This window comes from Bradyrhizobium sp. JR4.3, assembly GCF_040547695.1.
GTDB lineage: Bacteria > Pseudomonadota > Alphaproteobacteria > Rhizobiales > Xanthobacteraceae > Bradyrhizobium > Bradyrhizobium canariense.
In genome coordinates this window covers 60,164-82,335 of sequence record NZ_JBEPQF010000022.1, presented here as the reverse complement: position 1 = coordinate 82,335, position 22,172 = coordinate 60,164, and the positions used below count along the sequence as shown (strand labels likewise).

Genomic DNA, 22,172 nt, shown 5'->3' with positions numbered 1-22,172 from the left:
CGCTCCTTGCCTCCGGCTCCCGAACGCTAGAACGCGTTCCGCAGCAGCGGGTACTTGGCTTCGAGGCCGTCGAGGCTGAATGTGAACTCAACCAGGCGCTCGGGGGCTGCGACAATTTCGGCTGCCGGCGGAGAGAACTGCGGCAGAAGCGCTGCCATCGCAGCCAGCGCCTTGGGCGCTGCGGTCGCGGCCGGCACCTTGGGCCCTGTCATTGCCACGGGCGCGGTGGGTGGCGCCATGGCAGCCGGCACCTTGAGCGGTGCCATCGGGGCAGGCGCGGCGACCGGCGCGGTCGGGGCTTCGGAGATTTCGGCGAGAACGCCCGGCTTCGGGTCGAGCCTGACCGGCACGGCGGTCTCCGGGACGATGTGCACGGCCTTCGGTTGCACGGTCTGCGCCTGCTGCTCGCGCGGAAACATGCGGGGCATCGTCGCCGGCGACCAGCCGAATGCGGGCGACACGCTCGCGGCCGCCGTGGCGACGTCGGCGCCGGTGGCAAGCGCGCGCCAGGTCTGGACGGCGAGCTTGGCTTCCTGGATGTTTTCGAGAAATGCGATCTCGGAGTGATAGCGGCGCCAGCGCCCGGTCTCGAACATCTCGGAGAGATGCACCAGCCGCTGCTCGGCGAGAGCGCACCAGCGTGCCGCAACGTCGCGGCCAATAGCCCCGTCGCGAATAGCCTCTTGGCGATGTGTCATAAATCAGCCCGTCAGGAGAAAATACGGACGCGACGCAACGCACACGAATCAATTTAGACGCGACGTGAATATTTTGTGGAAAAGTTTTGACTTGTCCAGCAACGACGATGTTTTCGTCGCGAAACTCCGTAGTCGTGCGGAGATTCAAGGCGTTTTGGAGTCAAGCTTCGCACAAGCATAGCGCGCTTGCGGCGTGCAGCAGAGCGGTGGGGGATGAGCGAGCCACGATCTCTCGACCGGAAGCTGATCTCGCGCAGGGCTTCGAGGAATGGGACGTCCAAAAAGAAAAGACCCGTCCGGGGGGACAACCGGACGGGTCGAGCCATATGGGCGCTTGGGGTGGATGGGCGCTCGCGCCTAATATGACTTATGGGGAGGGATAACCGCTCCCACATAATTTGGTCGTGGCAGCGGGCCGAACGTTCAATACGGCGTTTGATTTTTCGACCTTCGCGCCGCGCGCAAAGTTGCCGCAGCCGTTATCGCGTCGCCGGCCTATCCGCCTGAGAAACCGTGGCTTTATCCTCGGTGCTCGACAACGAGGGTTGCTCTAATGCGCGGATGCCAGGCTCGTCGCGACGCTTCTCGATATCTTCACGTTTTGTTGTACCGGACGCGGCCGCGACCGGCGTCGCGCCGGCGGCGGGAACGGCCATGACCGCGGCAAACGCGTCGGCCTCGCCATCGCCGAACAGATCATCACGCCCGGGTGAACCGAGGTCGCGTGCCGTCTTCGCCAGCGTCGTGCGCAGCGCTTCCGGCTTCAAGGCGTAGTTGCGCTCGAGCAGCAGCGCCGCGACGCCGGAGACATAGGCGGCCGAGAACGAGGTGCCCGACGTCATCTGGTATTTGCCGTCAGGCGCCGGCAGGAAGATGTCGACGCCGGGGGCCGCGACCGCGATGTAATTGCCGCGGTTGGAGGCGGTGAACAGCCTGTCCTGCTGGTCGGTCGCGCTGACCGCGATCACGTTGGGATTGGCGGCCGGATAGAGCGGCGGCGATTTCGCGCCGGCATTGCCGGCGGCCGCGATCAGCACCAGGCCGCGCGCGGCGGTCGCGGCGATGGCCCGCTCGATCACCGCATCCTTCGGACCGGCAAAGCTCATGTTGACGATCTGCGCCCCATGCTCGGCGGCATAGTTCAGCGAGCGCAGGATGATGTAGGACGAGCTCTCGGCCCCGCCGGTGGTGCCGCCGAAGGCGCGGATGGCGATGAGGCGCGCCTCGGGCGCGCTGCCCATCAGCTTGCCATGCGCCACGATAGCGCCGGCAATGCCGGTGCCATGAATGTGCGGGCCTTCGGCGCTGCCGAGCGCATCGAAATTGTCGGCAATGGAATTGGCAAGTTCCGGATGCTGGGCGTCGATGCCGGAGTCGATCACGGCTACCGTCACATTGGCACCATGCGCCAGCGTATGTGCCTGCGGCAGGCGGAGCTTGGCCAGCGCATATTGCGCGGGATCTCCCTCGGTCGGCACCGACGATTTCTGATCCTGGAGCAGATAGCGGAAGTTCGGCTGGACCGAGCGCACGCTACCGTCCGCCGCGAATTCACGCCGCACCGTCGCGGAGGGCCGGCCGTCGGTGATGCGGAACAGTCCGAACGTCGACCCGATCAGCGGAAAGTTCTCGGAAGACACGCGGGTCAGCCCATGGCGGCGCGCAAGCTCGTCGGCCTGGGTCAACGACAGCCCGCCGTCGATCTCGGCGACGAATTCGCCGGCGAAGATGCGCAGATCCGCAGCGACCGGCGTGTTGTTGCCGCGCCCCTTTCCGGCGGTCTTGTTGCCCGATTTGCCCGAGCCATTGCCGCTTGCGTTCTGCTGCGCCAGGCATTCGCCGGCGGCGTCGCGATCGGTCGCGGTACAGGCAGGATAGAGGTTCGGGGAGTAGCGTGCATAAGGCAGCACCGGCGTCGGCCCCATCCGCGCCGAAATCCTCGTCGTCACGGTCGGACCCGGACCGCGGCCGACGGCCACCGCTCTGGCGGCAACACCCGGACTGACGCGTGCGGCGATCCCAGGAGAAACGGTCGGTATTCGGGAGGGGACGCTGATCGTCGGCGTGCGCATGATGGCCTGCGCCTGCGCAACCTCGACGCCCAGACAGGCGGCGAGCAAAAGCGCGGCTGCGACCGACGAAGCGCAGACCCCGGCTCTTACTCCACTTTCGGACTTGCGCGTCATCAGCTTGGAAGCGCCTTACGGCGCCGCGACGGCGAGGTTGACGAACTTCTCGCGCTGCATCTTGCCGAGCAGCGAGGCGAGTTCGTCCTGGCTCATCGCCTTGTCGAACTGGAGGCGGAACATGCCGCCCTTGGCATCACCGATGATCGAAGCCTGGTAGCCGTCGAGCAATGCGGTGATGTCCGCGACGCGCGCCTCGGGCGTGAAGCGCACCAGCGCGCGCGCCGGCGGGACGGTCGTGCCGAGGTCGCGTGTAAGCGGAGCGCTGGTCGAGAGCGAAGCAGTCTGGAAGGTCGCAGTCTGGGTCTTCGTCAACACAGCGCCGATGATTCCGGCTTGCAGCACGAGCGCCATGGCGCCAAGGCTCGCCGACCAAGCCAGCGTGCGCGGCGACAGGCTCGCAAAGAAGGTGGCGATGCGCGCCGACAGCGGCAGCGAACCGGCCGCCCGCGCAGGCTCGGCGTCGATCGCGGCGAACAGCTTCTGCATCGCGCGCGCCGACGGAGCACCCAGGCTCTCGTTCAGATGGATGGTCTCTTCATACTCGCCGCGGATCGCGGCATATTGCTTCGCGAGCTCGGGATCGCGCGCCAGCGCCTCGTCGACGCGGCGCGCATCGCGCGGGTTCAGCGTGCCGGCGGCGTGCCACGGCAGCAGCAGTTCAATTTCACCGGGCTCTTGCTCCAGCATCTTCTTGCTCAAAGCCATCATGGCCAGCCTCGCTCAATGCCGGCTGCTTTCAGCAGTTCGGCCAATTTCTTGCGCGCATAGAACAAGCGCGTCTTCACAGTGTTCTCCGGGATGCCTACGATTTCGGCAACCTCTTCCACGGATTTCTCGTGGTAGTAGACGAGATCGACGATTTCCCGATGATCCGGCGAGAGGCCCGTCAGACACTCCCGCAACGCTTCACTGGTATCCTTCTTCTGCACCGCCGTTTCCGGATTGTCGGACGTATCCTCGATCGCGTTCGCGGCGTCGTCGTCCAACTCAAAATCCTTCCTGCGCCGGAGCGCAGACAGGGCCTTGAATCGGGTAATGGCCAGCAGCCAGGTCGAAACGGCGGATCGGCCCTCGAACTTGCCGGCTTGACGCCAGACATCGAGAAATACCTCGCTGATGAGGTCTTCCGCCGCCTGCTCGTCCCGCACTAGCCGGAGGCCGAACCGATACACCCTGACATGGTGCCGCCCGTACAGCACCTGCATGGCGAGCCGGTCGCCTTGAGCGATCCTGGCGATCAGGATCTCGTCCGAAGCCGCTTGTGTCACGCTCAAAGACCGTCTCGCAAGGTTGGTCGGGTGGATGCGGCAGACGGTTCGACGGGAGGGGTAAAATTGTTCAACCTACCGCAGTCGTACGGGAGGCTGTGTGATCTACCCCACAGACGCGAAATTTCCTGTTGCCACCCGCGGCTGGGCGCCTCGCTCAAGAACGGTAACATAGTAATGAAGCACTTTCCTGCGCAATGCCATCCCGCATAGACGGCCCCGACGTGCATGGAACCTTAGCAGCCTAGCACGACATATGTCTTCCGAAGCCCTGCTTTGGCTCGACCGCGTCGCACACGATGCCTAATCGCCGGCAAATTCCTGGAGCGGTCGACGTCCCGCGCTGCCGCGCAGTACAGCGTGGATTCGGTTTCGAAGGATACCAAACCTAAAGGCTTGCCACGTAGATTTTTGGGCTGACATCCACGATTGGCGGGACCATGAGCACGGCTGCGACGTCCTTTCCCGAGTGGAATGCCGCTGAGGCCGCGGATCTCGCCCTGACCACCGAAGCGGCGGCACCCGAAGTCCTGGCGCGCCGGATCCGGCAGCGGCGCCAGATGTATGTCGGCCAGGTGGCGAGCTACTCGCTCGGCGCCTCCGTCCTGCTGCTCTACGCCTTTGACGGCGTGATCTCCATAGGCGTTCCGTCACTGTTCTGGCTCGGCGGCCTTCTGATCATCGGGACCTTCACCGTGCTGTCGGAAGCGGGCTTCGGCGACCGGTTTGAGGATCATTACCTCACCGTCTTCCAGATCTCGGCGCATATGACGCTGCAGCTGCTATTCCTGCTCGCGGTGCCGACAGTCGGAGTTGCGTTCCTTGCCGTGCTGTTTCTGATCTTCGCCTTCGGCACGCTTCGTATGACCTCTAGTCAGGCGATGCTCACCTGGGGCCTTGCGACGTGCGGGCTCGCCTTGGTTTTCCTCGCCTCAGACTTGCCAATCGGACTGCCGGTTACGACTCAGCTGCAACGGGCCGCCTCGATGCTGTGCTTCGTGCTGGTGATCGGCCAGTGCGCCTTCCTTGGCCTGTTCGGCGCCACGCTGCGCAAGATCCTGTACCGGCGCAGCATCGAGCTGAAGGCCGCCTATCAGCGCATCGAGGAGTTGGCGGAGCTCGACGAGCTCACCGGCTCCTACAACCGCCGCTGCATCATGCGGCTTCTCGACGCCGAGATCGAAAAATCGCGGCAGACATCGAGGCCTTGCGCGATCGCGCTGATCGACCTCGACTGGTTCAAGCGCATCAACGACGCCCACGGCCATCCCGTCGGCGACGAGGTGCTGCGCACCTTCGCGATCACCATGTTCGCCAATATCCGCCCGGCCGACTGCTTCGGCCGCTACGGCGGCGAGGAATTCTTGCTGCTGCTACCTGGGATGGACGGCGATGCGGCGTCGCGCATGCTCGATCGCCTGCGCGGGATCGTCGCCGATCTGGACTGGAGCGCATTCTCCCCGGGCATGCGCGTGACCATTTCCGCGGGCGTCGTGACACTACGCGACAACGATACTGCCGACACGTTTCTCGTGCGCGCCGATAGCGCGCTCTATTCCGCCAAGGCACAGGGGCGCAACCGCATTGCAACCAGCTGACCAATCCATTTTCTCCCGGCGCGACAGAAGCCGCGGCCGGGCCGAACGCTCCAGGACAGGGCAATGAGATCCAAAGCCGTAAAATCATCCGAAAGTCTGCTCGAGGAATTGCAAACTGCGCTCTCGCACGGCACCGTCGCGCACCGGGTCGAGACGCTGCGCCGCGTCACCGATCTCTTCGTGGGCAACGCCTTGGACTATTCCGACGACCACGTTCGTGTGTTCGATGACGTGTTCCAATGCCTGATCGAGCAGATCGAGACGTCCGCCAGGGCGCTGCTCGCCGAACGCCTCGCACCGATCGCGGCTGCGCCGCCGAAGATCATCCGCACGCTCGCGCTCGACGAGGTGATCGAGGTTTCCGGCCCGGTGCTGTCGAAATCCGAACGGCTGGACGAGGCGACCCTGATCGAGATCGCGCGCACCAGGGGCCAAGCCCATCTCAAGGCGATCTCGCTGCGGCGGGTGCTGTCGGAAGCGCTGAGCGACGTGCTGGTGACCCGCGGCGACGAGGACGTGGTGCAATCGACCGTCAACAATCCGGGCGCGCAACTGTCGGAGGGAAGTCTCGCCGACCTCGTGACCCGCGCCGAACGTGACGACGACCTCGCCAGCTCCATCGGCCTGCGGGCCGACCTGCCCCGCCATCATTATTTGAAGCTGGTCGCGAAGGCCTCCTTGGCCGTGCGCAGGAAGCTGGAGGCCGCGCATCCGGAGCTCGCGGACGACGTGTCCAGCGTGGTCCAGGAAGCGGCGCAGCGGATCCGCGCCGCCAGCATGACCAGGCAGACCGAGAGGGCGCGCGCGCTGGTGAAGTCGCTGCACGAGGACGGCCGCCTCACCGAGCTCCAGGTCGCCACCTTCGCGGAGCAGGGCAAGTTCGACGAAACCAACGCAGGGCTTGCCGCGCTTGCGGGCGTCGCAGTCGAGACCGCCGAGACCATGATGATCGAAAGCCGGGTCGAGGGCGTGATGATCCTCGCCAAGGTCGCCGCCATGCAATGGTCGAGCGTCCGCGCCATCATCGCCCTGCGCGAGAAGCTCTCAGGCGGCTCGCAGACCGACATGGTGACGCTGCGCGACGCTTACGAGGCGCTGCGCAGTTCGACCGCGCAGCAGGTGCTGCGCTTCCACCGCATGCAGCAGGGCGCGACGCCGGCGGCGTGAAGCCGGCGAGCTAGTAGCGTAGGACCTTCGCCCCCACCAGCGCGCCAATTGCCGTCACCAACGCGGTCGCGAGCGTGTACCAGGTCGCGACGAACAGCGGCGAGTCATCGGTGCAGTGCGAGGCGTACAGCGTCGCGGCAAGGCCCGCCGACACCAGGCCGGCGAGCGCGCCGGCGAGCGCGGGGTGGGACGGCGCGCCGTGGCGCAGGCCGAACAGGGCCCCCGCAAGCAGCGGCAGCGACATCGCAGGGATTGCCAACAGGCACACCCTGGAATTCTTGCCCATCAATCGCATCGTCATCGGCATGGCCGGCGCCATCATCGCCTCGCTGCCGATCGCCACCGCGAGCAGCCCGACGGGCAGCAGCAGCAGCCAGCCCCAGCCACGCAGCAAGGCTTCGGGACGCGACAGATGCAGGCTGACGATGATCGCGGGTATCGCGAGCGACAGCGTGACCGCGAACTTCATGTCGAAGAACGGGTTGTGCATCGCGCTCATCACGTCGTGACGCACACCGAGGAAGGTGGCGAAGATCAGAATCGACAGGGGCGCGGCGACCAGCAGCGCCATGGTCAGCACCGCGCCGACGCGCGGCGGGCGATGGGCGTTATCGGCCGCGAGCGAGCGAATGAGTTGATCGGTGTCCATGACTAGTGGTCCCGCAGTTTGGCAGTCAGCGCCGCAAGTCCGCGATGCAGCGCCACCCGCACCGCGCCCTCGCTCATCGAATATTTCGCCGCCGTGTCCTTGATCGAGCTGCTGTCGACCGCGATCGACTGCAACACGTCGCGCTGGCGTTGCGGCAGCGTATTGAGCTGGCTGGCAACTTCGCCGGCCGAAGCCGTCTCCTGCGGCACCTCGCCCGGCAGGGTCTCGGCGAAATCGTCGATGTTGACGAAGATCCGCCTCCCGCGTCGCCGCAGCATGTCGATCAGCTTGTTGCGGCCGATCGCAAACAGCCACGGGGCGAAGGGGGCTTCGCTGTCCCAAGTGTGCCGCTTCAGATGCACCGCCAACAGAATCTCCTGCACGATATCCTCGGCCTGGTCGGGAGGCTGCCCGGCCCGCGCCAGGCCGCGCCTCGCGGCAACGCGCAGCACAGGCGTGACCGCCTTCAACAGGCGATGATACGCCGCGTCATCGCCTGCCATGGCCGACCGCATCAGGCCGGTCCACTCGTCCTCACGTCCGCGCACGCGCGCCCTCACCAAGCAATTCGGCCGCTCTTTCAGTTTGTTACGCCGGCAGCTGCACGATCACGAATTCGTGATCTATACTCGGCCACGCGACCTATACGGCCATCAAGTTCCGGGACGGCTCATAACACCGATCGGTCCCGTCCGCACCCCGTGGCCGATCGGGAAGGCAATCGTTTGCCGCGCTTTTGCCCGGTGTGGCCCGAAGATTCCCATTTTCTGCCCCGCTGTGGTCACGCCCCAGGGTCTCTGTTCGCTCCCGGGACGGGCGGACTTGGGGAGATGTCAACATGATGAAAGCCAGCGGGCGCGCGGCCCTGATTCTCCTGGCCGGGCTTTTCGTGCTGTTTGGGGGCGTTGCACAGGCGGCGCCGAGTTCAGCCGCTAGCAGCAAGTCGGACAGCGCAGGCAAACAGGCGGACGAGGTCAAGCCGAGCAAGCAGCGGCGTCACACGTCGCGCCACCGCGACAGCGCCAAGACGGCGCAAAAATCCGACGACAAGGCCGACAAGAAGGACGCTACGGCAACGGCCGACGAGGCGAAGGCCGACAACCGTGACGCGCCGGCCTCGAGCCAGATGCCGCCGGAAGTCGCCAACGCCAATGCGCAGCTCGCCGCCGCCGATACGCCGACCGCGGCGGCCGCCTCCGCAATGACGGGCCGGGCCAACGACAACGTCCAGGCCGCGGCCGATAACACCGCCACCCCGAACGCCGAGAGCCAGGTCGTCGCACCCGATCAGCTCAACGACATCGACCGCGCCCTGCAACAGGACAGCGCGCCGGCACAGAAGGCGGTGATCGCCGCAACCGACGCGCAGCCGCGTCCGGCGCCGGTGATGGCAAGCAGCCAACAGAGTTCGGCCTGGGACCAGAGCTCCCTGATCGGAAAAATCTTCATCGGCGTCGGCACGCTGCTGACGCTGGCCTCCGCCGCGCGCATGTTCATGGCGTGACTTTGGCTTGATTTTGGCCTAATCGCCGACCCGCGGGACCTCGTCCGGAACGCGCATCTCGCCGCGTGTTCCGGCCGTTCCTGCTCCGGTGGCTTTGGCGCCTCTTGAAGCCCACCGCGTCAGCGGGCACATTGCCCGCTCAACCAAAAGCGTGGGTGGAGCATGAGCACGTTCGAACACATCATCGTCGAAAGCAAAGGCGCGGTCGGCATCATCAAGCTGAACCGGCCGAAGCTGCTCAACGCACTCTCCTTCGGCGTCTTCCGCGAGATCGCCGCGGCAGTGGACGATCTCGAAGCCGATGACGCCATCGGCTGCATCGTCGTGACCGGCAGCGAGAAGGCGTTCGCCGCCGGCGCCGACATCAAGGAGATGCAGCCGAAAGGCTTCATCGACATGTTCTCGGAGGATTTTGCCGCGATCGGCGGCGATCGGGTCGCGCGCTGCCGCAAGCCGACGATCGCCGCGGTCGCGGGCTATGCCCTCGGCGGCGGCTGCGAGCTCGCGATGATGTGCGACTTCATCATCGCCGCCGACACCGCCAAATTTGGCCAACCCGAAATTACGCTCGGCACCATCCCCGGCATCGGCGGCACCCAGCGCCTGACCCGCGCGATCGGCAAGTCCAAGGCGATGGACCTTTGCCTCACCGGCCGCATGATGGACGCAGCCGAAGCCGAGCGCAGCGGCCTCGTCAGCCGCATCGTTCCGGCCGACAAGCTGATGGAAGAGGTGATGGCCGCGGCCGAGAAGATCGCCGCGATGTCGCGGCCCGCGGTCGCGATGGCCAAGGAAGCGGTCAACCGCGCCTTCGAGACCACGCTCGCCGAGGGCATGAGCGTCGAGCGCAACCTGTTCCACTCGACCTTCGCGCTGGAGGACCGCACCGAGGGCATGGCGGCGTTCATCGAGAAGCGCAAGCCGGTGAACAAGAACCGGTAAGGAGGCGAACGGTCAGGCTGGTGTAAGGCTCTGCCGCTTTCCCGCAGAATCCCTGTGATGTACCTGCAACAAGCACGGAATAGATGGGGGTTTCCCCCGCGGCAGTTTGCCTGCGGGACCTCGGCTGGTTAAACAGTTAAGAGAGCCGCCGTCGGCGGGGGCGGACAGCCGGGATTTGCGGGATTACATGATTGGGCGTGCCGCCAGAGCTGGTCACGTGATGACGCGGCATCGATCGGGCGTGGCTCCTGTGCTAGCGACATGGACCACGCTGGCACTCTGTTGCGCCCTGCCCTCCGCCGCACGGGCGGAAGCGCTGCCGGAGGCGCTCGCCAAGGCCTACCAGACCAATCCGCAGCTCAATGCCGAGCGCGCGCGGCAACGCGCCACTGACGAGAACGTGCCGCAGGCGCTCGCGGGCTACCGGCCACAGATCGTGGCAAGCCTCAGCGCCGGGCTGCAATCGGTGCGCAACCTGCTGCCCGACAACACCATCCAGACCGCCAATCTGAAGCCGTGGATCATCGGCGTCACCGTGACGCAGACCCTGTTCAACGGCTTCCGCACCGCCAACAACGTGCGCGCCGCCGAACTCCAGGTGCAGTCGGGCCGCGAGGCGCTGCGCAACGTCGGCCAGGGCGTGCTGCTCGACGCGGTCACCGCCTACACCAACGTGCTCGCCAACCAATCGCTGGTCGAGGCGCAGCGCTCCAACGTCGCCTTCCTGCGCGAAACGCTCTCGGTCACTCAACGGCGCCTCAACGCCGGCGACGTCACGCCGACCGACAGCGCCCAGGCCGAGGCGCGGCTCAACCGCGGGCTCTCCGATCTCAACGCCGCCGAAGTCGCGCTCGCGGTGAGCCAGGCGATATACGCACAGGTGATCGGCAATGCACCGTCGCAGCTTCGCGCTGCCGAAGTCGTCGACCGCTATCTGCCGAAGAGCCGTGAAGACGCGTTGACGATGGCGATCCGCCAGCACCCGGCAGTGATGGCCGCCGGCTTCGACGTCGATGTCGCTTCCACCAACATCCGCGTCGCCGAAGGCGCGCTGCTGCCGAGCGCCAGCGTCCAGGGCAGCGCCAGCAAGAGCCGTAACAACGACCCGACGCTCGGCACCTTCGCCGAAGATCAGGCCTCGATCGTCGCCAATGTCACCGTGCCGATCTACGACGGTGGCCAAGCCGCCGCACAGACCCGGCAGGCCAAGGAGATCACGGCGCAGAGCCGGCTCGTGCTCGACCAGGTGCGCAACCAGGCGCGCACGGCGGCGGTCAGCGCGTGGGTTGTCCATGAAGGCGCCAAGATCGCGGTCTCGGCATCGGAGTCCGAAGTGAAGGCGGCGACCGTCGCGCTCCAGGGCGTGCAGCGCGAGGCCGCCGGCGGACAGCGGACGACGGTGGATGTGCTGAACTCGCAGGCCGATCTGATCCAGGCCAAGGCCCGCCTGATCGGCGCCAACCGCGACCGCGTGATCGCGTCCTATACGCTGCTCAGCGCCGTCGGCCATCTCGACGTCAAGACCTTGAGCCTGAACACGCCGGACTATCTGCCCGAGGTGCACTACCAGCAGGTCCGTGACGCCTGGCACGGCCTGCGCACGCCGTCCGGGCAGTAGTTTCCGCAACGCCTTTGGGCTCTCCACCGCCCAGGCACGCCACCCTCCTTTGACATTTTGTAGCCCATGGGCTACATTTGCACCTCATGATCGAGGTGGGGCAAACCGAGCATTTTTTCGGAGTGGCTGACCCGCCTCAAGGACGCCAGCGCGGTTGCCCGGATCACTGCCCGCGTTCGCCGACAGCAAGAGCGTCGGTCGCAACGTCCGGGAAATGCGCATCGACTACGGACCGGGCTATCGGATCTACTATGTGCAGCGCGGAACGCAGATTGTGATCCTGCTGTGTGGCGGGGACAAGCGCACGCAGCGACACGACATCAAGCTAGCCCAGCAACTGGCGGAGACAATGTGATGCCAAAAGCAGCGAAAACGACGGTCAAGGCGGCATCCAGGACGACGCGTTTCGACGCTGCCGACTATCTCAACACTGAAGAACGTCAGGCCGCCTATATTGCGGCCGCATTAGAGACCGGCGATCCTGATTTCGTGCGCGACGCACTCGGCCTTGTCGCTCGCGCGCGCGGGATGAGCGCGATCGCGAAGAAAGCCGGGTTGAACCGCGAGAGTCTGTACAAGGCGCTCGGAGAGACCGGAAATCCTGAGTTTGGCACGGTCATGCGCATTGTCGGAGCGTTAGGCCTGACATTGTCCGCCCAACCCGCGACAAGCGGGCGAATGTCGAAGCGCCGTCGAGCGGCGTGAGGGAGCGCGCCGCACCCGCGCAATCGGTTCGGGCAGTCTCAGGATCTGAACATGAAAAGCCGCCGCATCCATCTGATGGGAGCTTCAGGCTCCGGCGTGACGACGATCGGCCGCGCGCTCGCCGGCAGGCTTGCGCTGCCGCATCACGACAGCGATGATTATTTCTGGCTGCCGACCGCGCCGCCCTACCAGACCACGCGCCCCGCCGCCGAGCGTCTGCGCCTGATGCGCGAGATGTTTCTGCCGCGTCTCGATTGGGTGCTGAGCGGAACCATTACCGGCTGGGGCGACGAGCTCGTCTCGTTTTTCAATCTCGTCGTCTTTGTGAGGACGCCGCGCGAGCTTCGCTTGCAGCGCCTGCGTGGCCGCGAGGCTACGCATTTCGGAGCGGATGCCGTCGCACAGGGCGGCTGGCGTCATGAGGAGGCAGAGTCGTTCGTCGATTGGGCCTCGCACTACGAAGCAAGCGATCGCGACGGCCGCAGCCTCGCAAAAGATGAGGCGTGGCTCGCGAAGCTGCCCTGCCCGGTCCTGCGCGTCGACGGCTCACGCCCGCTTGCGGACCTCGTCGAACAGCTATGCAGCGAAGCGCAGCGGCTGCCAGGCTGATGTGATACTGTCGCGACGCCACTGCCAGAATAATAAAAACAGGGGAGAGAAACCATGCTCGATCGACGCAGCGTTCTGCTTGCCTCTCTTGCCGCCGGAGTAGCCATGACCAGCAAAGTCCACGCCCGCGCGGCGCAGCCCGCGACGCCGGTTAATTTCGACGTCCCGGCGCATGCCTGCGACTGCCACACCCACATCCATGGCGATGTCGAGAAGTTTCCATTTTTTGCCGGCCGCGTTTACACGCCAGAGCCGGCTTCGCCGGAAGAAATGGCTGCGCTGCACAATGCGCTGCATATCGAGCGCGTGGTGATCGTGACGCCGAGTGTCTACGGCACCGATAATTCCTCGACGCTGTTCGGCATGAAGGCGCGTGGCGCGGCCGCGCGCGGGGTGGCCGTGATCGACGACAAAACGACCGAGGCCCAGCTTGACACGATGCATGCAGACGGCTTTCGCGGTGTCCGCCTCAATCTCGCGACCGGCGGCGTCAATGATCCCAATGTCGGCCGGCCGCGCTTCACCGCCGCCGTCGAGCGCATGAAGGCGCGCGGCTGGCACGTGCAGCTCTACACCACGCTGCCCATGATCTCGGCGATCAAGGACCTCGTCGAGACGGCACCGGTACCCGTTGTATGCGACCATTTCGGCGGCCTCGAGGCTTCGCTTGGGCTGGAGCAACCGGGATTTGCCGACCTGGTCGCGCTGGTGAAATCCGGCAAGGCCCATGTCAAGATTTCCGGCGCCTATCGCTCCTCGAAGCTCGCGCCCGACTATCAGGACATGGCGCCCTATGCGCGCGCACTGATCGCAGCGAATGCGGACCGCGTCGTCTGGGGTACGGACTGGCCGCACCCGGACTCGAGCCGTGTCGAGGGACGCAAAGCCACCGACATCGCACCGCTTTACCAGATCGACGACGGCCGCCTGCTCAACCAGCTTCCGGTATGGGCGCCGGATGCGGATGTGCGCAAGAAGATCCTGGTCGACAACCCGGCGCAACTCTACGGGTTCTGAGTCGCGCCAAGCGCAATTCGGTTCAACGACCGCGACACGGTTCCATAGTGAGGCGTGGAACTGTTGTCGGCGAAGGCACAAACTCGTTGGACTCACACGAACGTGTTTGTGCCCTCGTTCGTTTCTCACCCTTCTGGTTGAGGCGGTGATTCTTTTTCGGGGCTACGCACACGCACAGATTTCATTTGTTCGTGCGGGTGCATGCCTTTATCGCATTATCTTGCCGCGCTTTTTTCCGGCATTGGAATTGGTTTCACCGTCGCCGCCCCCATCGGCCCGATGGGCATGCTGTGCATTCAGCGCACATTGGCATCAGGCATGGCCACGGGCCTCGCAACCGGCTTCGGCGCCGCGACCGTGCATCTCACCTACAGCGCCCTCGCGGTTTTGGGACTAGACTCACTGGCACAGCCCTGGGTCGAGGCCAATGCCGCCGGCTTCGGCATCGTCTCGGCGCTCACGCTGCTGTGGTTCGCGATCCGGACCCATCGCGGCTCGGTCGCGCTCCAGACGACCGACGACGTCGACAACGTACGTCTGGCGCGCGCCTATCTCAGCGCCATCGCGCTTGGGTTCACCAATCCGCTGACCGTCATCCTGTTTCTGGCTGCGCTGCACGCCTTTTCAATGCAAGCCGCGGCAGCCCCGTTGATCGCCGGTGTCTTCGTCGGTTCCGCGATCTGGTGGACCGTGCTCAGCACGATCGTGGCAACGGCGCGGTCACGGCTGACGCCGCGCATGCTGTCGATGAGCAGCCGGTTGGCCAGCCTGATGCTGCTGGGCCTCGGCACCGTGATGCTGGTGCGGATCGCGCAGCGAATGCTGTGATTGGCGTCAGCGTGCGCGGCGGGAGAAGAAAGAGATCAGCACCGGCAGCGTCACCAGGATCACGATCGGCGCCAGCATCATGCCCGTGACCACGACCACCGCGAGCGGCTTCTGCACCTGCGAGCCGATGCCTTCCGACAGCGCGGCCGGCAACAAACCGATGCCGGCGACGACGCAGGTCATCAGCACCGGCCGAAGCTGCAATTCGCCGGTGCGTATCACCGCGCTCATGCGGTCCATGCCCTCTTCGATGAGCTGGTTGAACTGCGACAGGATGATGATGCCGTCCATCACGGCAATGCCGAACAGCGCGATGAAGCCGATCGCTGCCGAGACACTGAAGGCGGTGCCGGTGATCAAGAGACCGAGCACGCCGCCGAAGATCGCCATCGGGATCACGCTCATGGCGAGCAGCGTGTCGGTCATCGAGCCGAAATTGAACCAGAGCAGGACGCCGATCAGCGCGAGCGAGATCGGCACCACGATCGACAATCGCCGGATCGCGTCCTGGAGATTGCCGAATTCGCCGACCCAATCCATGTGCGCGCCGGGCGGCAGCTGCACCTGATCGGCGATCTTCTGCTGCGCCTCTCGGATCGCACTGCCGAGGTCGCGCTCACGCACCGAGAACTTGATCGGCAGATAGCGTTCCTGCTGCTCGCGATAAATGTAGGCCGCACCCGAGACGAGGCTGATGGTGGCGACCTCGCTCAGGGGGATCTGCGTGACGGTGCCGTTCGGTCCGGGCGCGCCGATCCGCAAATTCTGGATCGCCTCGGCGCTCCTGCGGAATTCCGGCGCAAGACGAACGATGATCGGGAAGTGGCGGTCGCTTCCGGCCTCGTAGATGTCGCCGGCGGTGTCGCCGCCGATCGCGACCTTGATGGTGGCGTTGATATCGCCCGGCGCGAGGCCGTAGCGCGCGGCCTTGGCACGGTTGATGTCGATCTGGATGGTCGGCTGCCCGAGTGAGGTGAACACCGCAAGATCGGTGACGCCCTGCACGGTTGCCAGCACCGACTTGATCTTGTTGGCGGTGTCGGTCAGCGCCTGGAGATCGCTGCCGAACAGCTTGATCGAGTTCTCGCCCTTGACGCCGGAGACGGCTTCGGAGACGTTGTCCTGGAGATATTGCGAGAAGTTGAACTCGACGCCGGGGAAGCGATCGTCGAGCTGCTTGAGCAGCTGCGCAGTCAGCTCTTCCTTGTCGCGGGTGCCGGGCCATTGGCTCGCGGGCTTGAGCGGCGCGAAGAACTCGGCGTTGAAGAAGCCGGCGGCGTCAGTGCCGTCATCGGGGCGGCCGTGCTGCGACACCACGGATTCCACTTCAGGCCGCGCGCGGATCACCTTGCGCATCTCGTTGACGTAGGAGTTGCCTTCCTGGAGCGAGATGGTCGGCGGCAGCGTGGCGCGGATCCAGAGATTGCCCTCCTCCAGCTTCGGCAGGAATTCGAGGCCAAGCAAGCGGCTGAGCGCAACCGTCATCAGCACAAGGCCGAACGCGCCCCCGAGCATGATGCCGCGGTTGGCGACTGCCCAATGCAGCACCGGCATGTAGATCCGATGCAGGATAAGCATCACCCTGGTCTCGGTCTCATGGACATGCGCGGGCAGGATGATCGCGGACAGCGCCGGAGTGACGGTGAAGGTCGCAAGCAGGCCGCCGGCCAGCGCATAAGCATAGGTGCGCGCCATCGGCCCGAAGATGTTGCCCTCGACGCCGGAGAGCGTGAACAGCGGCAGGAAGGCCGCGATGATGATCGCCGCGGCGAAGAAGATCGAACGGGAGACATCGGCCGCTGCGCTGAGGATGGCGTGGCTTTTCATGCCGAACAGCGTCTCGGACGACATCTGCTCGGATTCCGACATCGGCGTCGTCTGCGTCAGGCGCCGGAAGATCGCCTCCACCATGATGACGGTGGCATCGACGATCAAACCGAAATCGATCGCGCCGACCGACAGCAGGTTCGCCGATTCCCCGCGCAGCACCAGGATGATCACCGCGAAGAACAGCGCGAACGGGATGGTGGCGCCGACGATCAGCGCACTGCGGAGATCGCCGAGGAAGATCCACTGCAACAGCACGATCAGCAAGATGCCGACCACCATGTTGTGCAGCACGGTGTGGGTGGTGAGCTCAATCAGGTCACCGCGGTCGTAGATGCGCTCGATGCGCACGCCGGGCGGCAGGATGCTGGACTCGTTGATGGTTTGAACGAGCTGGTGGACGCGCTTGATGGTTGGCGAGCTCTGCTCGCCACGGCGCATCAGGACGATGCCTTGCACGATGTCGTCGGCCTCGTCGAGGCCGGCAATGCCGAGACGGGGCTTCTGCCCGACGGTGACGGTGGCGACGTCCTTGACCAGCACCGGATTGCCGTTGGTCTGCGAGACCATCGTGTTGGCGAGGTCGTCGATCGAGCGGATCAGGCCGACGCCGCGCACCACCGCCGATTGCTGACCGATATTGACGGTGTTGCCGCCGACATTGACGTTGGAATTGCCGACCGCCTGGAGCAATTGCGGCAGCGTCAGGCCGTTGGCGACCAGCTTGTTGAAGTCGACCTGGAGCTCGTAGGTCTTGCTCTTGCCGCCCCACCCGGTGACGTCGATCACGCCGGGCACGGCACGGAAGCGCCGCTGGAGTATCCAGTCCTGGATGGTCTTGAGGTCGAGCACGCTGTAGTTCGGCGGACCGACGAGACGGTAGCGGAAGATCTCGCCAATCGGGCTGAGCGGCGAGATCTGCGGCTGCACGTTGCCGGGCAGTGGAGCGAGCTGCGCCAGGCGGTTCAAGACCTGCTGCAACGCCTCGTCATAAGTGTAGGCGAAGGAGAACTGCAGTTTGACGTCGGAGAGGCCGTAGAGCGAGATGGTGCGAATGGTCGTCAGGTTCTTCAGACCCGCGACCTGGGTCTCGATCGGAATCGTGATGTAGCGCTCGATCTCCTCCGCCGACAGCCCCGGACTCTGCGTCACGATGTCGACCATCGGCGGGGTCGGATCGGGATAAGCCTCGATGTTGAGCTGGTTGAACGCGATCAGGCCGCCGATGAGCACGGCGACGAACATCCCGACCATCAGGAAGCGCCGGTTGACGGCAAGGGCGACGAGGCGATCCATTCAGGTCTTCAGCTTGTCTTTTTCCGGCCCGTCAATCAGCTGCCGGACGCGGCGCGGTCGATGAACAGGCTGCCTTTGGTGACCACCTGCTCGCCGGGCTTGAGATTGCTGGTGACCTCGACGAGGTTGCCATTGATGAGACCGATCTTGATCTCGCGCAGCTCCACCGACTTGTCCTCGCGTGCGACCCAAAGGCGGACCTTGTCGGCTTCGTAGATCAAGGCCTGCTTCGGTACCGCCGGCGCGGCGCGGTCGCCGGACGAATAGATCGTGACGTTGGCGAACATCTCCGGCTTCAGCAGACCGTCCTTGTTGTCGATGGTGGCGCGGACCAGCAGGCGGCGGGTACTCGGATCGATCGCGGCGGCGACGTAGTTGACCTTGGCGGTCAAGGGGCGGCCCGGCAGCGCCATCACGTTGACGCTGATGTCCTGCCCGACGCACACGGCAGCCGCATCGCTCTCGCGCACGAAGGCGGTGAGCCAGACCGAGGAGAGGTCACCGACCACGAAGACCGGATCGCTGGCGCCCGAATTAACGTACTGGCCGGGGCCGATCTTACGCTGCACGACCGTGCCCGCGATCGGCGAATAGATCGTGACTTCCGGATTGATGACGCCCTTGTCCTGGAACGCCTTGATGGTCTCGTCGGTGAAGCCGAGGATCCGCAGCTTGTTGCGCGCGGCTTCCAGCGCGGTCGCCGAGGAGCGCATGTCGTTCTGCGCCTGAACCTGGGTCGCTTCCGCCTGCTGATAATCCTTCAGGGGGATGGCATGGCCCTCGTAGAGGTCCTTGGCGCGCTTGAACTGGATGTCGGCAAGATCGATCGCCGACTTCGCCTTGTTCTGCGAGCTCATCGCCGCAATGAAATCGTTCTGGGCCTGCACGGTGTCGGCGGCCTCGATTGTGAACAGCGGCTGACCTTGCTTCAGCACCTCGCCGGGCTTGGCGAGCAGCTTGGTCACCCGGCCCGCATAAGGCGAGAACACCGGCGTCGAACGGTCCTCGTCGACTGCGACCTTGCCCTCGGTGACATACTCGGCGCGGAAGGTCTTGGCCTTGACCGGCTCGATCGTCAGCGTCGCCCATTCCGACGGCGTCGGCGTGAAGTTCTGCGCATTCCTGCGCGACTGGCTGGAGATCTCGGAGTGGCTCTTCTCCTTGGCTCCCGCATAGAGGAAGCCGTAGGCCCCGGCACCGGCAAGAGCTAGTAAAACTACGGATGTAATCACCCGTTGTTTTGTAAGCACCTGCAATCGCTTGGTATTTTCAACTACCATGGGGCCCGGTCATGTCTGCGATGATACCGGCGGATGCCCGCTTCATCGATCGCGCTAATAGTGCCGAATTGTGATTTCAAACAACCTAAAAAACGCCGGGCGCCTTTCGGTTTGCGTTAAAAATTTGCGACACGTCTGCTTCACGTCAGCTTGTCACCGGCCACTCTGCCGGATGACTGCCGAGCGGCATCGCCGGACGGCTCCATCGCGCCGGCGTCTTCGACAGCAGCGCTGAATGGCGCACCGCCTTCAACGTGCCGAAGCCAGATGGCATGCTCTCGATGAATGCAGCATGTACGGCCTCGCCCGTAATATCCGGGGTGTTCAGGCCATTTTCGAGCCGTCCGAGATTCCACAGCCAGCGCCCGGTCTGCGCCAGCGACACGCGCACGTGCCAGCTGCCGCCTTCGTGGACCTGGCGGGCCTTGGCCATCATCGCGCCGAACGCCATCAGATAGCCGGTGGCGTGGTCGAGCATCTGCGCCGGCAATTCCTTCGGTCCATCGATGCCGGCAGCCTGTCCCTCGGCATGGTTGAAGCCGATCGTGGTCTGCACCAGCGAATCGAAGCCGCGCCGTTCCGCCCAGGGACCGGCATGGCCATAGGCCGACAGCGTCACGTAGACGATGCCGGGATTGATTTTCGCCGCGTCCTCCGGCGTAAAGCCGAGAGCGGCGAGCGCGCGCGGCCGATAGCCTTGCGAGAAGATGTCGGCGTCCTTCAACAGCGCGCGCATCTGCGCTCTGCCGGCCTCGCTCTTCAGCTCGATGAAGGTTGTGAGCTTGCCGCGGCCGGTGTCGATGGTCAGCCACGGAATGGCCGGCAGCGCGGGGCCTGACACGAGCAGCACATCCGCGCCGTGCGCGGCAAGCGTGCGGCCGGCGACGGGGCCCGCGATGACGCGCGAGAGATCGAGCACGCGCAGACCTGCGAGCGGGCGATCGCCTTTTGGCGGTCGTTGCGGCCACGGCTTTGGCGGGGCCTCGCCGATCTTCTCGATCGAAACCAGCGGCAATTCAGCGAGCGCGCGGGCCTGCGGCAGCGTCGACCATTCGTCGTAGGAGCGCATCAGGGCAACGACGCCGCCCGCAGCGTAGGCCGCGGTCTCGAAATCTTCGCCTTTCCATTGCATCAATGCGGCCTGCACCTTCTCGCGCTCGGGCTCGGAGCCGAGGACCTTGCAGACGGCGTCGCGATGATGCGGAAAATTGGTGTGGCAGCGGACGAAGCGGTTGTCGCCGGTTCTGTAGACGCCGGCGATGGCGTCCCAGGCCGGCGGCGGCGGCCTGTCGTCGACGCGCAAGTAGCGCTCGGAGCGGCATTCGGCGACGGCATGGCGCAGGTCGACGCTAACGTCCTGCGCCTCGCCGCTGCGCAATCTCCAGATTTCGGCGGCAGCAAGGCCGGCGGCTGCGATCGTCGTTTGGCCGGCAATTGCGACGCGAAACGAGGACGGGATTTGCGGCTCCTCGCCCGTCAGCCGCACGCGCGCGAGCGCGGCGGCGTCACCGCCGGCGGAGGTCCAGATGCCACTGAGAATCTCTGTGGGGCTTTGCATGACCCTTCTCTCCCCTTAGTTTGCGATCATCGCATTAGCACACAAGGACATGCAATGGCCGCCATCGATCCCCTCACCGCAGGCGCCGTGTTCATCGCAACGGCAGCCACCGACGCGGTCTATGTCATGTTCACCTCGGCGGTGATCGCGCGCAAGCGCGTGCCCGCGGCGAACTGGAGCGCGGTCTGGTACATGCTCTCCTCCTACGCCGTGATCAGCTACACCGAAAATGCGTTCTATGTGGCTTTCGCGGCGATCGGCTCCTGGGCCGGCGCCTACGTCTCACTGACATTCCTGCATCGCCCGCCCGGCGGCCCACCGGTGGGCGCGGCACCGGAGTGAGGGTGATCGATTGAACGACGCAATCAAACGCACGCAGGATGTCGTCCTGGCGAAAGCCAGGACCCATTACCCCGGTCGAATGTTGTTGAAATGCGCGTTGGCCACAACATCGCACAGCAACGAAGGTTTGTGGTAATGGGTCCTGGCTTTCGCCAGCACGACGTTGGAGAGGCACCCGCTTTGTTCGCGACGACAGCGCGCGACCAACAACAAGGAAAACCAACAATGGATCTCGGTCTCAAGGGCAAGAACGCCGTCGTGCTCGGCGGCACGCGCGGCATCGGGCGAGCGATTGCGGCGACGTTGGCCGGCGAGGGCAGCAATGTCGCGGTGTGTGCACGCAACGCCGATCAGGTTGCCGCCACCGTTACGGAATTGAAAGCCAGCGGGATCCGCGCGGCCGGCGGCCCGGTCGACGTCACCGACGGCGCGGCACTGAAATCCTGGATCGAGGGCGCGGCAAAGGAGCTTGGCGGCATCGACATGCTGTTCTCCAACGCGGGCGCGATGGCGCAAGGCCATGATGCCGCGTCGTGGGAACAGAATTTTCGGCTCGACCTGCTCGGCGCCGTGCATGCGTTCGACGCCGCGCGGCCGTTCCTCGAGGCCAGCGGTGCGAGCAGCGGTGACGCCGCCTTCGTGATCATCTCATCGATCTCCGCGGCGCAAGCGGACACGGCGAGCTCCTACGGCCCGATCAAGGCGGCATTGATCCACATGGCCAAGGGACTGGCGCGGCAATATGCGAAGAAGAAGATTCGCGTTAACGTGGTCTCGCCTGGCACGGTCTATTTCAAGGGCGGCGTCTGGAATACCATCGAGCAGAACATGCCCGAGCGTTACAATGATGCGATGAAGCGTAACCCCACCGGCCGCATGGCCACGCCACAGGAGATCGCGAGCGCGGCGGTATTTCTGGCGAGCCCGGTGTCGGGGTTCACCACGGGCTCCAATCTGGTGGTGGACGGCGCGATCTCGAACCGGGTGAATTTTTGAGGCCACGCTGTCATCGCCCGGCTTGACCGGGCGATCCAGTATTCCGATGCGACAGAAGTTGAATCGTGAAGCCGCGGCGTA

General features: G+C 65.0%; 21 protein-coding genes. 12 read left to right on the top strand and 9 right to left on the bottom strand.

Features of this window, described 5'->3' with window-relative positions:
* Window positions 1-26 precede the first annotated feature (26 nt).
* From ABIB91_RS28760 to ABIB91_RS28745, 4 genes are all read right to left on the bottom strand, one after another.
* Complete coding sequence (locus ABIB91_RS28760) at window positions 27-698, bottom strand: TIGR03809 family protein (RefSeq protein ID WP_354169490.1); 672 nt, start codon at window positions 696-698, stop codon at window positions 27-29.
* Between the two features lie 479 nt (window positions 699-1,177).
* Window positions 1,178-2,884: a S8 family serine peptidase gene (locus ABIB91_RS28755; RefSeq protein WP_354169492.1), complete on the bottom strand. Its 1,707-nt coding sequence runs from the start codon at window positions 2,882-2,884 to the stop codon at window positions 1,178-1,180.
* Between the two features lie 15 nt (window positions 2,885-2,899).
* Window positions 2,900-3,595, bottom strand: a complete 696-nt coding sequence (locus ABIB91_RS28750) for a hypothetical protein (RefSeq protein ID WP_007593580.1) — start codon at window positions 3,593-3,595, stop codon at window positions 2,900-2,902.
* Window positions 3,592-4,161 (bottom strand): sigma-70 family RNA polymerase sigma factor, encoded by a 570-nt coding sequence (locus ABIB91_RS28745; RefSeq protein WP_007593582.1) that lies wholly within the window; start codon window positions 4,159-4,161, stop codon window positions 3,592-3,594. Before ABIB91_RS28745 ends, ABIB91_RS28750 begins: the two co-directional genes overlap by 4 nt.
* Window positions 4,162-4,595: 434 nt before the next feature.
* Here ABIB91_RS28745 and ABIB91_RS28740 point away from each other — a divergent pair, with 434 nt between their 5' ends.
* The gene (locus ABIB91_RS28740; protein ID WP_354169494.1) at window positions 4,596-5,753 is read left to right on the top strand and encodes a GGDEF domain-containing protein; all 1,158 of its coding nucleotides are present in this window, start codon (window positions 4,596-4,598) and stop codon (window positions 5,751-5,753) included.
* A 63-nt stretch (window positions 5,754-5,816) separates the two neighbouring features.
* Window positions 5,817-6,920, top strand: coding sequence for a DUF2336 domain-containing protein (locus ABIB91_RS28735; RefSeq protein WP_354169496.1), 1,104 nt, complete (start codon window positions 5,817-5,819; stop codon window positions 6,918-6,920).
* 10 nt (window positions 6,921-6,930) lie between these two features.
* Here the strand turns inward: ABIB91_RS28735 and ABIB91_RS28730 are convergent, their stop codons facing one another.
* Together ABIB91_RS28730 and ABIB91_RS28725 are read right to left on the bottom strand one after the other, a co-directional pair.
* A complete protein-coding gene (locus ABIB91_RS28730) occupies window positions 6,931-7,569 on the bottom strand; it encodes an NrsF family protein (RefSeq protein WP_354169498.1) in 639 nt (212 codons plus the stop codon).
* Between the two features lie 2 nt (window positions 7,570-7,571).
* Window positions 7,572-8,117 carry a sigma-70 family RNA polymerase sigma factor gene (locus tag ABIB91_RS28725; protein ID WP_354169500.1) on the bottom strand — a complete coding sequence of 182 codons (546 nt, stop codon included), beginning with the start codon at window positions 8,115-8,117 and terminating at the stop codon, window positions 7,572-7,574.
* A 290-nt stretch (window positions 8,118-8,407) separates the two neighbouring features.
* On the opposite strand from ABIB91_RS28725, the gene ABIB91_RS28720 reads away from it, so the two are divergent.
* From ABIB91_RS28720 to ABIB91_RS28685, 8 genes are all read left to right on the top strand, one after another.
* Complete coding sequence (locus ABIB91_RS28720) at window positions 8,408-9,073, top strand: hypothetical protein (RefSeq protein WP_354169502.1); 666 nt, start codon at window positions 8,408-8,410, stop codon at window positions 9,071-9,073.
* Window positions 9,074-9,235: 162 nt separating this feature from the next.
* Window positions 9,236-10,015 (top strand): enoyl-CoA hydratase, encoded by a 780-nt coding sequence (locus ABIB91_RS28715; RefSeq protein WP_354169504.1) that lies wholly within the window; start codon window positions 9,236-9,238, stop codon window positions 10,013-10,015.
* 220 nt (window positions 10,016-10,235) lie between these two features.
* Complete coding sequence (locus ABIB91_RS28710) at window positions 10,236-11,633, top strand: TolC family outer membrane protein (RefSeq protein ID WP_007593592.1); 1,398 nt, start codon at window positions 10,236-10,238, stop codon at window positions 11,631-11,633.
* Between the two features lie 154 nt (window positions 11,634-11,787).
* A complete protein-coding gene (locus ABIB91_RS28705; RefSeq protein ID WP_354127636.1) occupies window positions 11,788-11,988 on the top strand; it encodes a type II toxin-antitoxin system RelE/ParE family toxin in 201 nt (66 codons plus the stop codon).
* Window positions 11,988-12,338 carry an addiction module antidote protein gene (locus ABIB91_RS28700; protein ID WP_007593593.1) on the top strand — a complete coding sequence of 117 codons (351 nt, stop codon included), beginning with the start codon at window positions 11,988-11,990 and terminating at the stop codon, window positions 12,336-12,338. The genes ABIB91_RS28705 and ABIB91_RS28700 overlap by 1 nt, the downstream gene beginning before the upstream one ends.
* A 51-nt stretch (window positions 12,339-12,389) precedes the next feature.
* The gene (locus ABIB91_RS28695; protein ID WP_354169507.1) at window positions 12,390-12,947 is read left to right on the top strand and encodes a P-loop NTPase family protein; all 558 of its coding nucleotides are present in this window, start codon (window positions 12,390-12,392) and stop codon (window positions 12,945-12,947) included.
* A gap of 54 nt (window positions 12,948-13,001) precedes the next feature.
* Complete coding sequence (locus tag ABIB91_RS28690) at window positions 13,002-13,964, top strand: amidohydrolase family protein (RefSeq protein WP_354169509.1); 963 nt, start codon at window positions 13,002-13,004, stop codon at window positions 13,962-13,964.
* A 201-nt stretch (window positions 13,965-14,165) separates the two neighbouring features.
* Window positions 14,166-14,792, top strand: coding sequence for a LysE family translocator (locus ABIB91_RS28685; RefSeq protein WP_354169511.1), 627 nt, complete (start codon window positions 14,166-14,168; stop codon window positions 14,790-14,792).
* Between the two features lie 6 nt (window positions 14,793-14,798).
* Here ABIB91_RS28685 and ABIB91_RS28680 read toward each other — a convergent pair whose 3' ends face one another.
* From ABIB91_RS28680 to ABIB91_RS28670, 3 genes are all read right to left on the bottom strand, one after another.
* Entirely contained in the window at window positions 14,799-17,915 is a 3,117-nt protein-coding gene (locus tag ABIB91_RS28680) for an efflux RND transporter permease subunit (protein ID WP_007593597.1), read from the bottom strand.
* Between the two features lie 35 nt (window positions 17,916-17,950).
* The gene (locus ABIB91_RS28675) at window positions 17,951-19,195 is read right to left on the bottom strand and encodes an efflux RND transporter periplasmic adaptor subunit (RefSeq protein WP_007593598.1); all 1,245 of its coding nucleotides are present in this window, start codon (window positions 19,193-19,195) and stop codon (window positions 17,951-17,953) included.
* Window positions 19,196-19,340: 145 nt separating this feature from the next.
* Window positions 19,341-20,753 carry a CoA transferase gene (locus tag ABIB91_RS28670; RefSeq protein ID WP_354169513.1) on the bottom strand — a complete coding sequence of 471 codons (1,413 nt, stop codon included), beginning with the start codon at window positions 20,751-20,753 and terminating at the stop codon, window positions 19,341-19,343.
* A 54-nt stretch (window positions 20,754-20,807) separates the two neighbouring features.
* Between ABIB91_RS28670 and ABIB91_RS28665 the strand changes: the two genes are divergently transcribed.
* Both ABIB91_RS28665 and ABIB91_RS28660 read left to right on the top strand, forming a co-directional pair.
* Window positions 20,808-21,095: a hypothetical protein gene (locus ABIB91_RS28665; RefSeq protein ID WP_007593600.1), complete on the top strand. Its 288-nt coding sequence runs from the start codon at window positions 20,808-20,810 to the stop codon at window positions 21,093-21,095.
* A gap of 225 nt (window positions 21,096-21,320) precedes the next feature.
* Window positions 21,321-22,091 carry an SDR family NAD(P)-dependent oxidoreductase gene (locus ABIB91_RS28660; RefSeq protein ID WP_354169515.1) on the top strand — a complete coding sequence of 257 codons (771 nt, stop codon included), beginning with the start codon at window positions 21,321-21,323 and terminating at the stop codon, window positions 22,089-22,091.
* Window positions 22,092-22,172 lie beyond the last annotated feature (81 nt).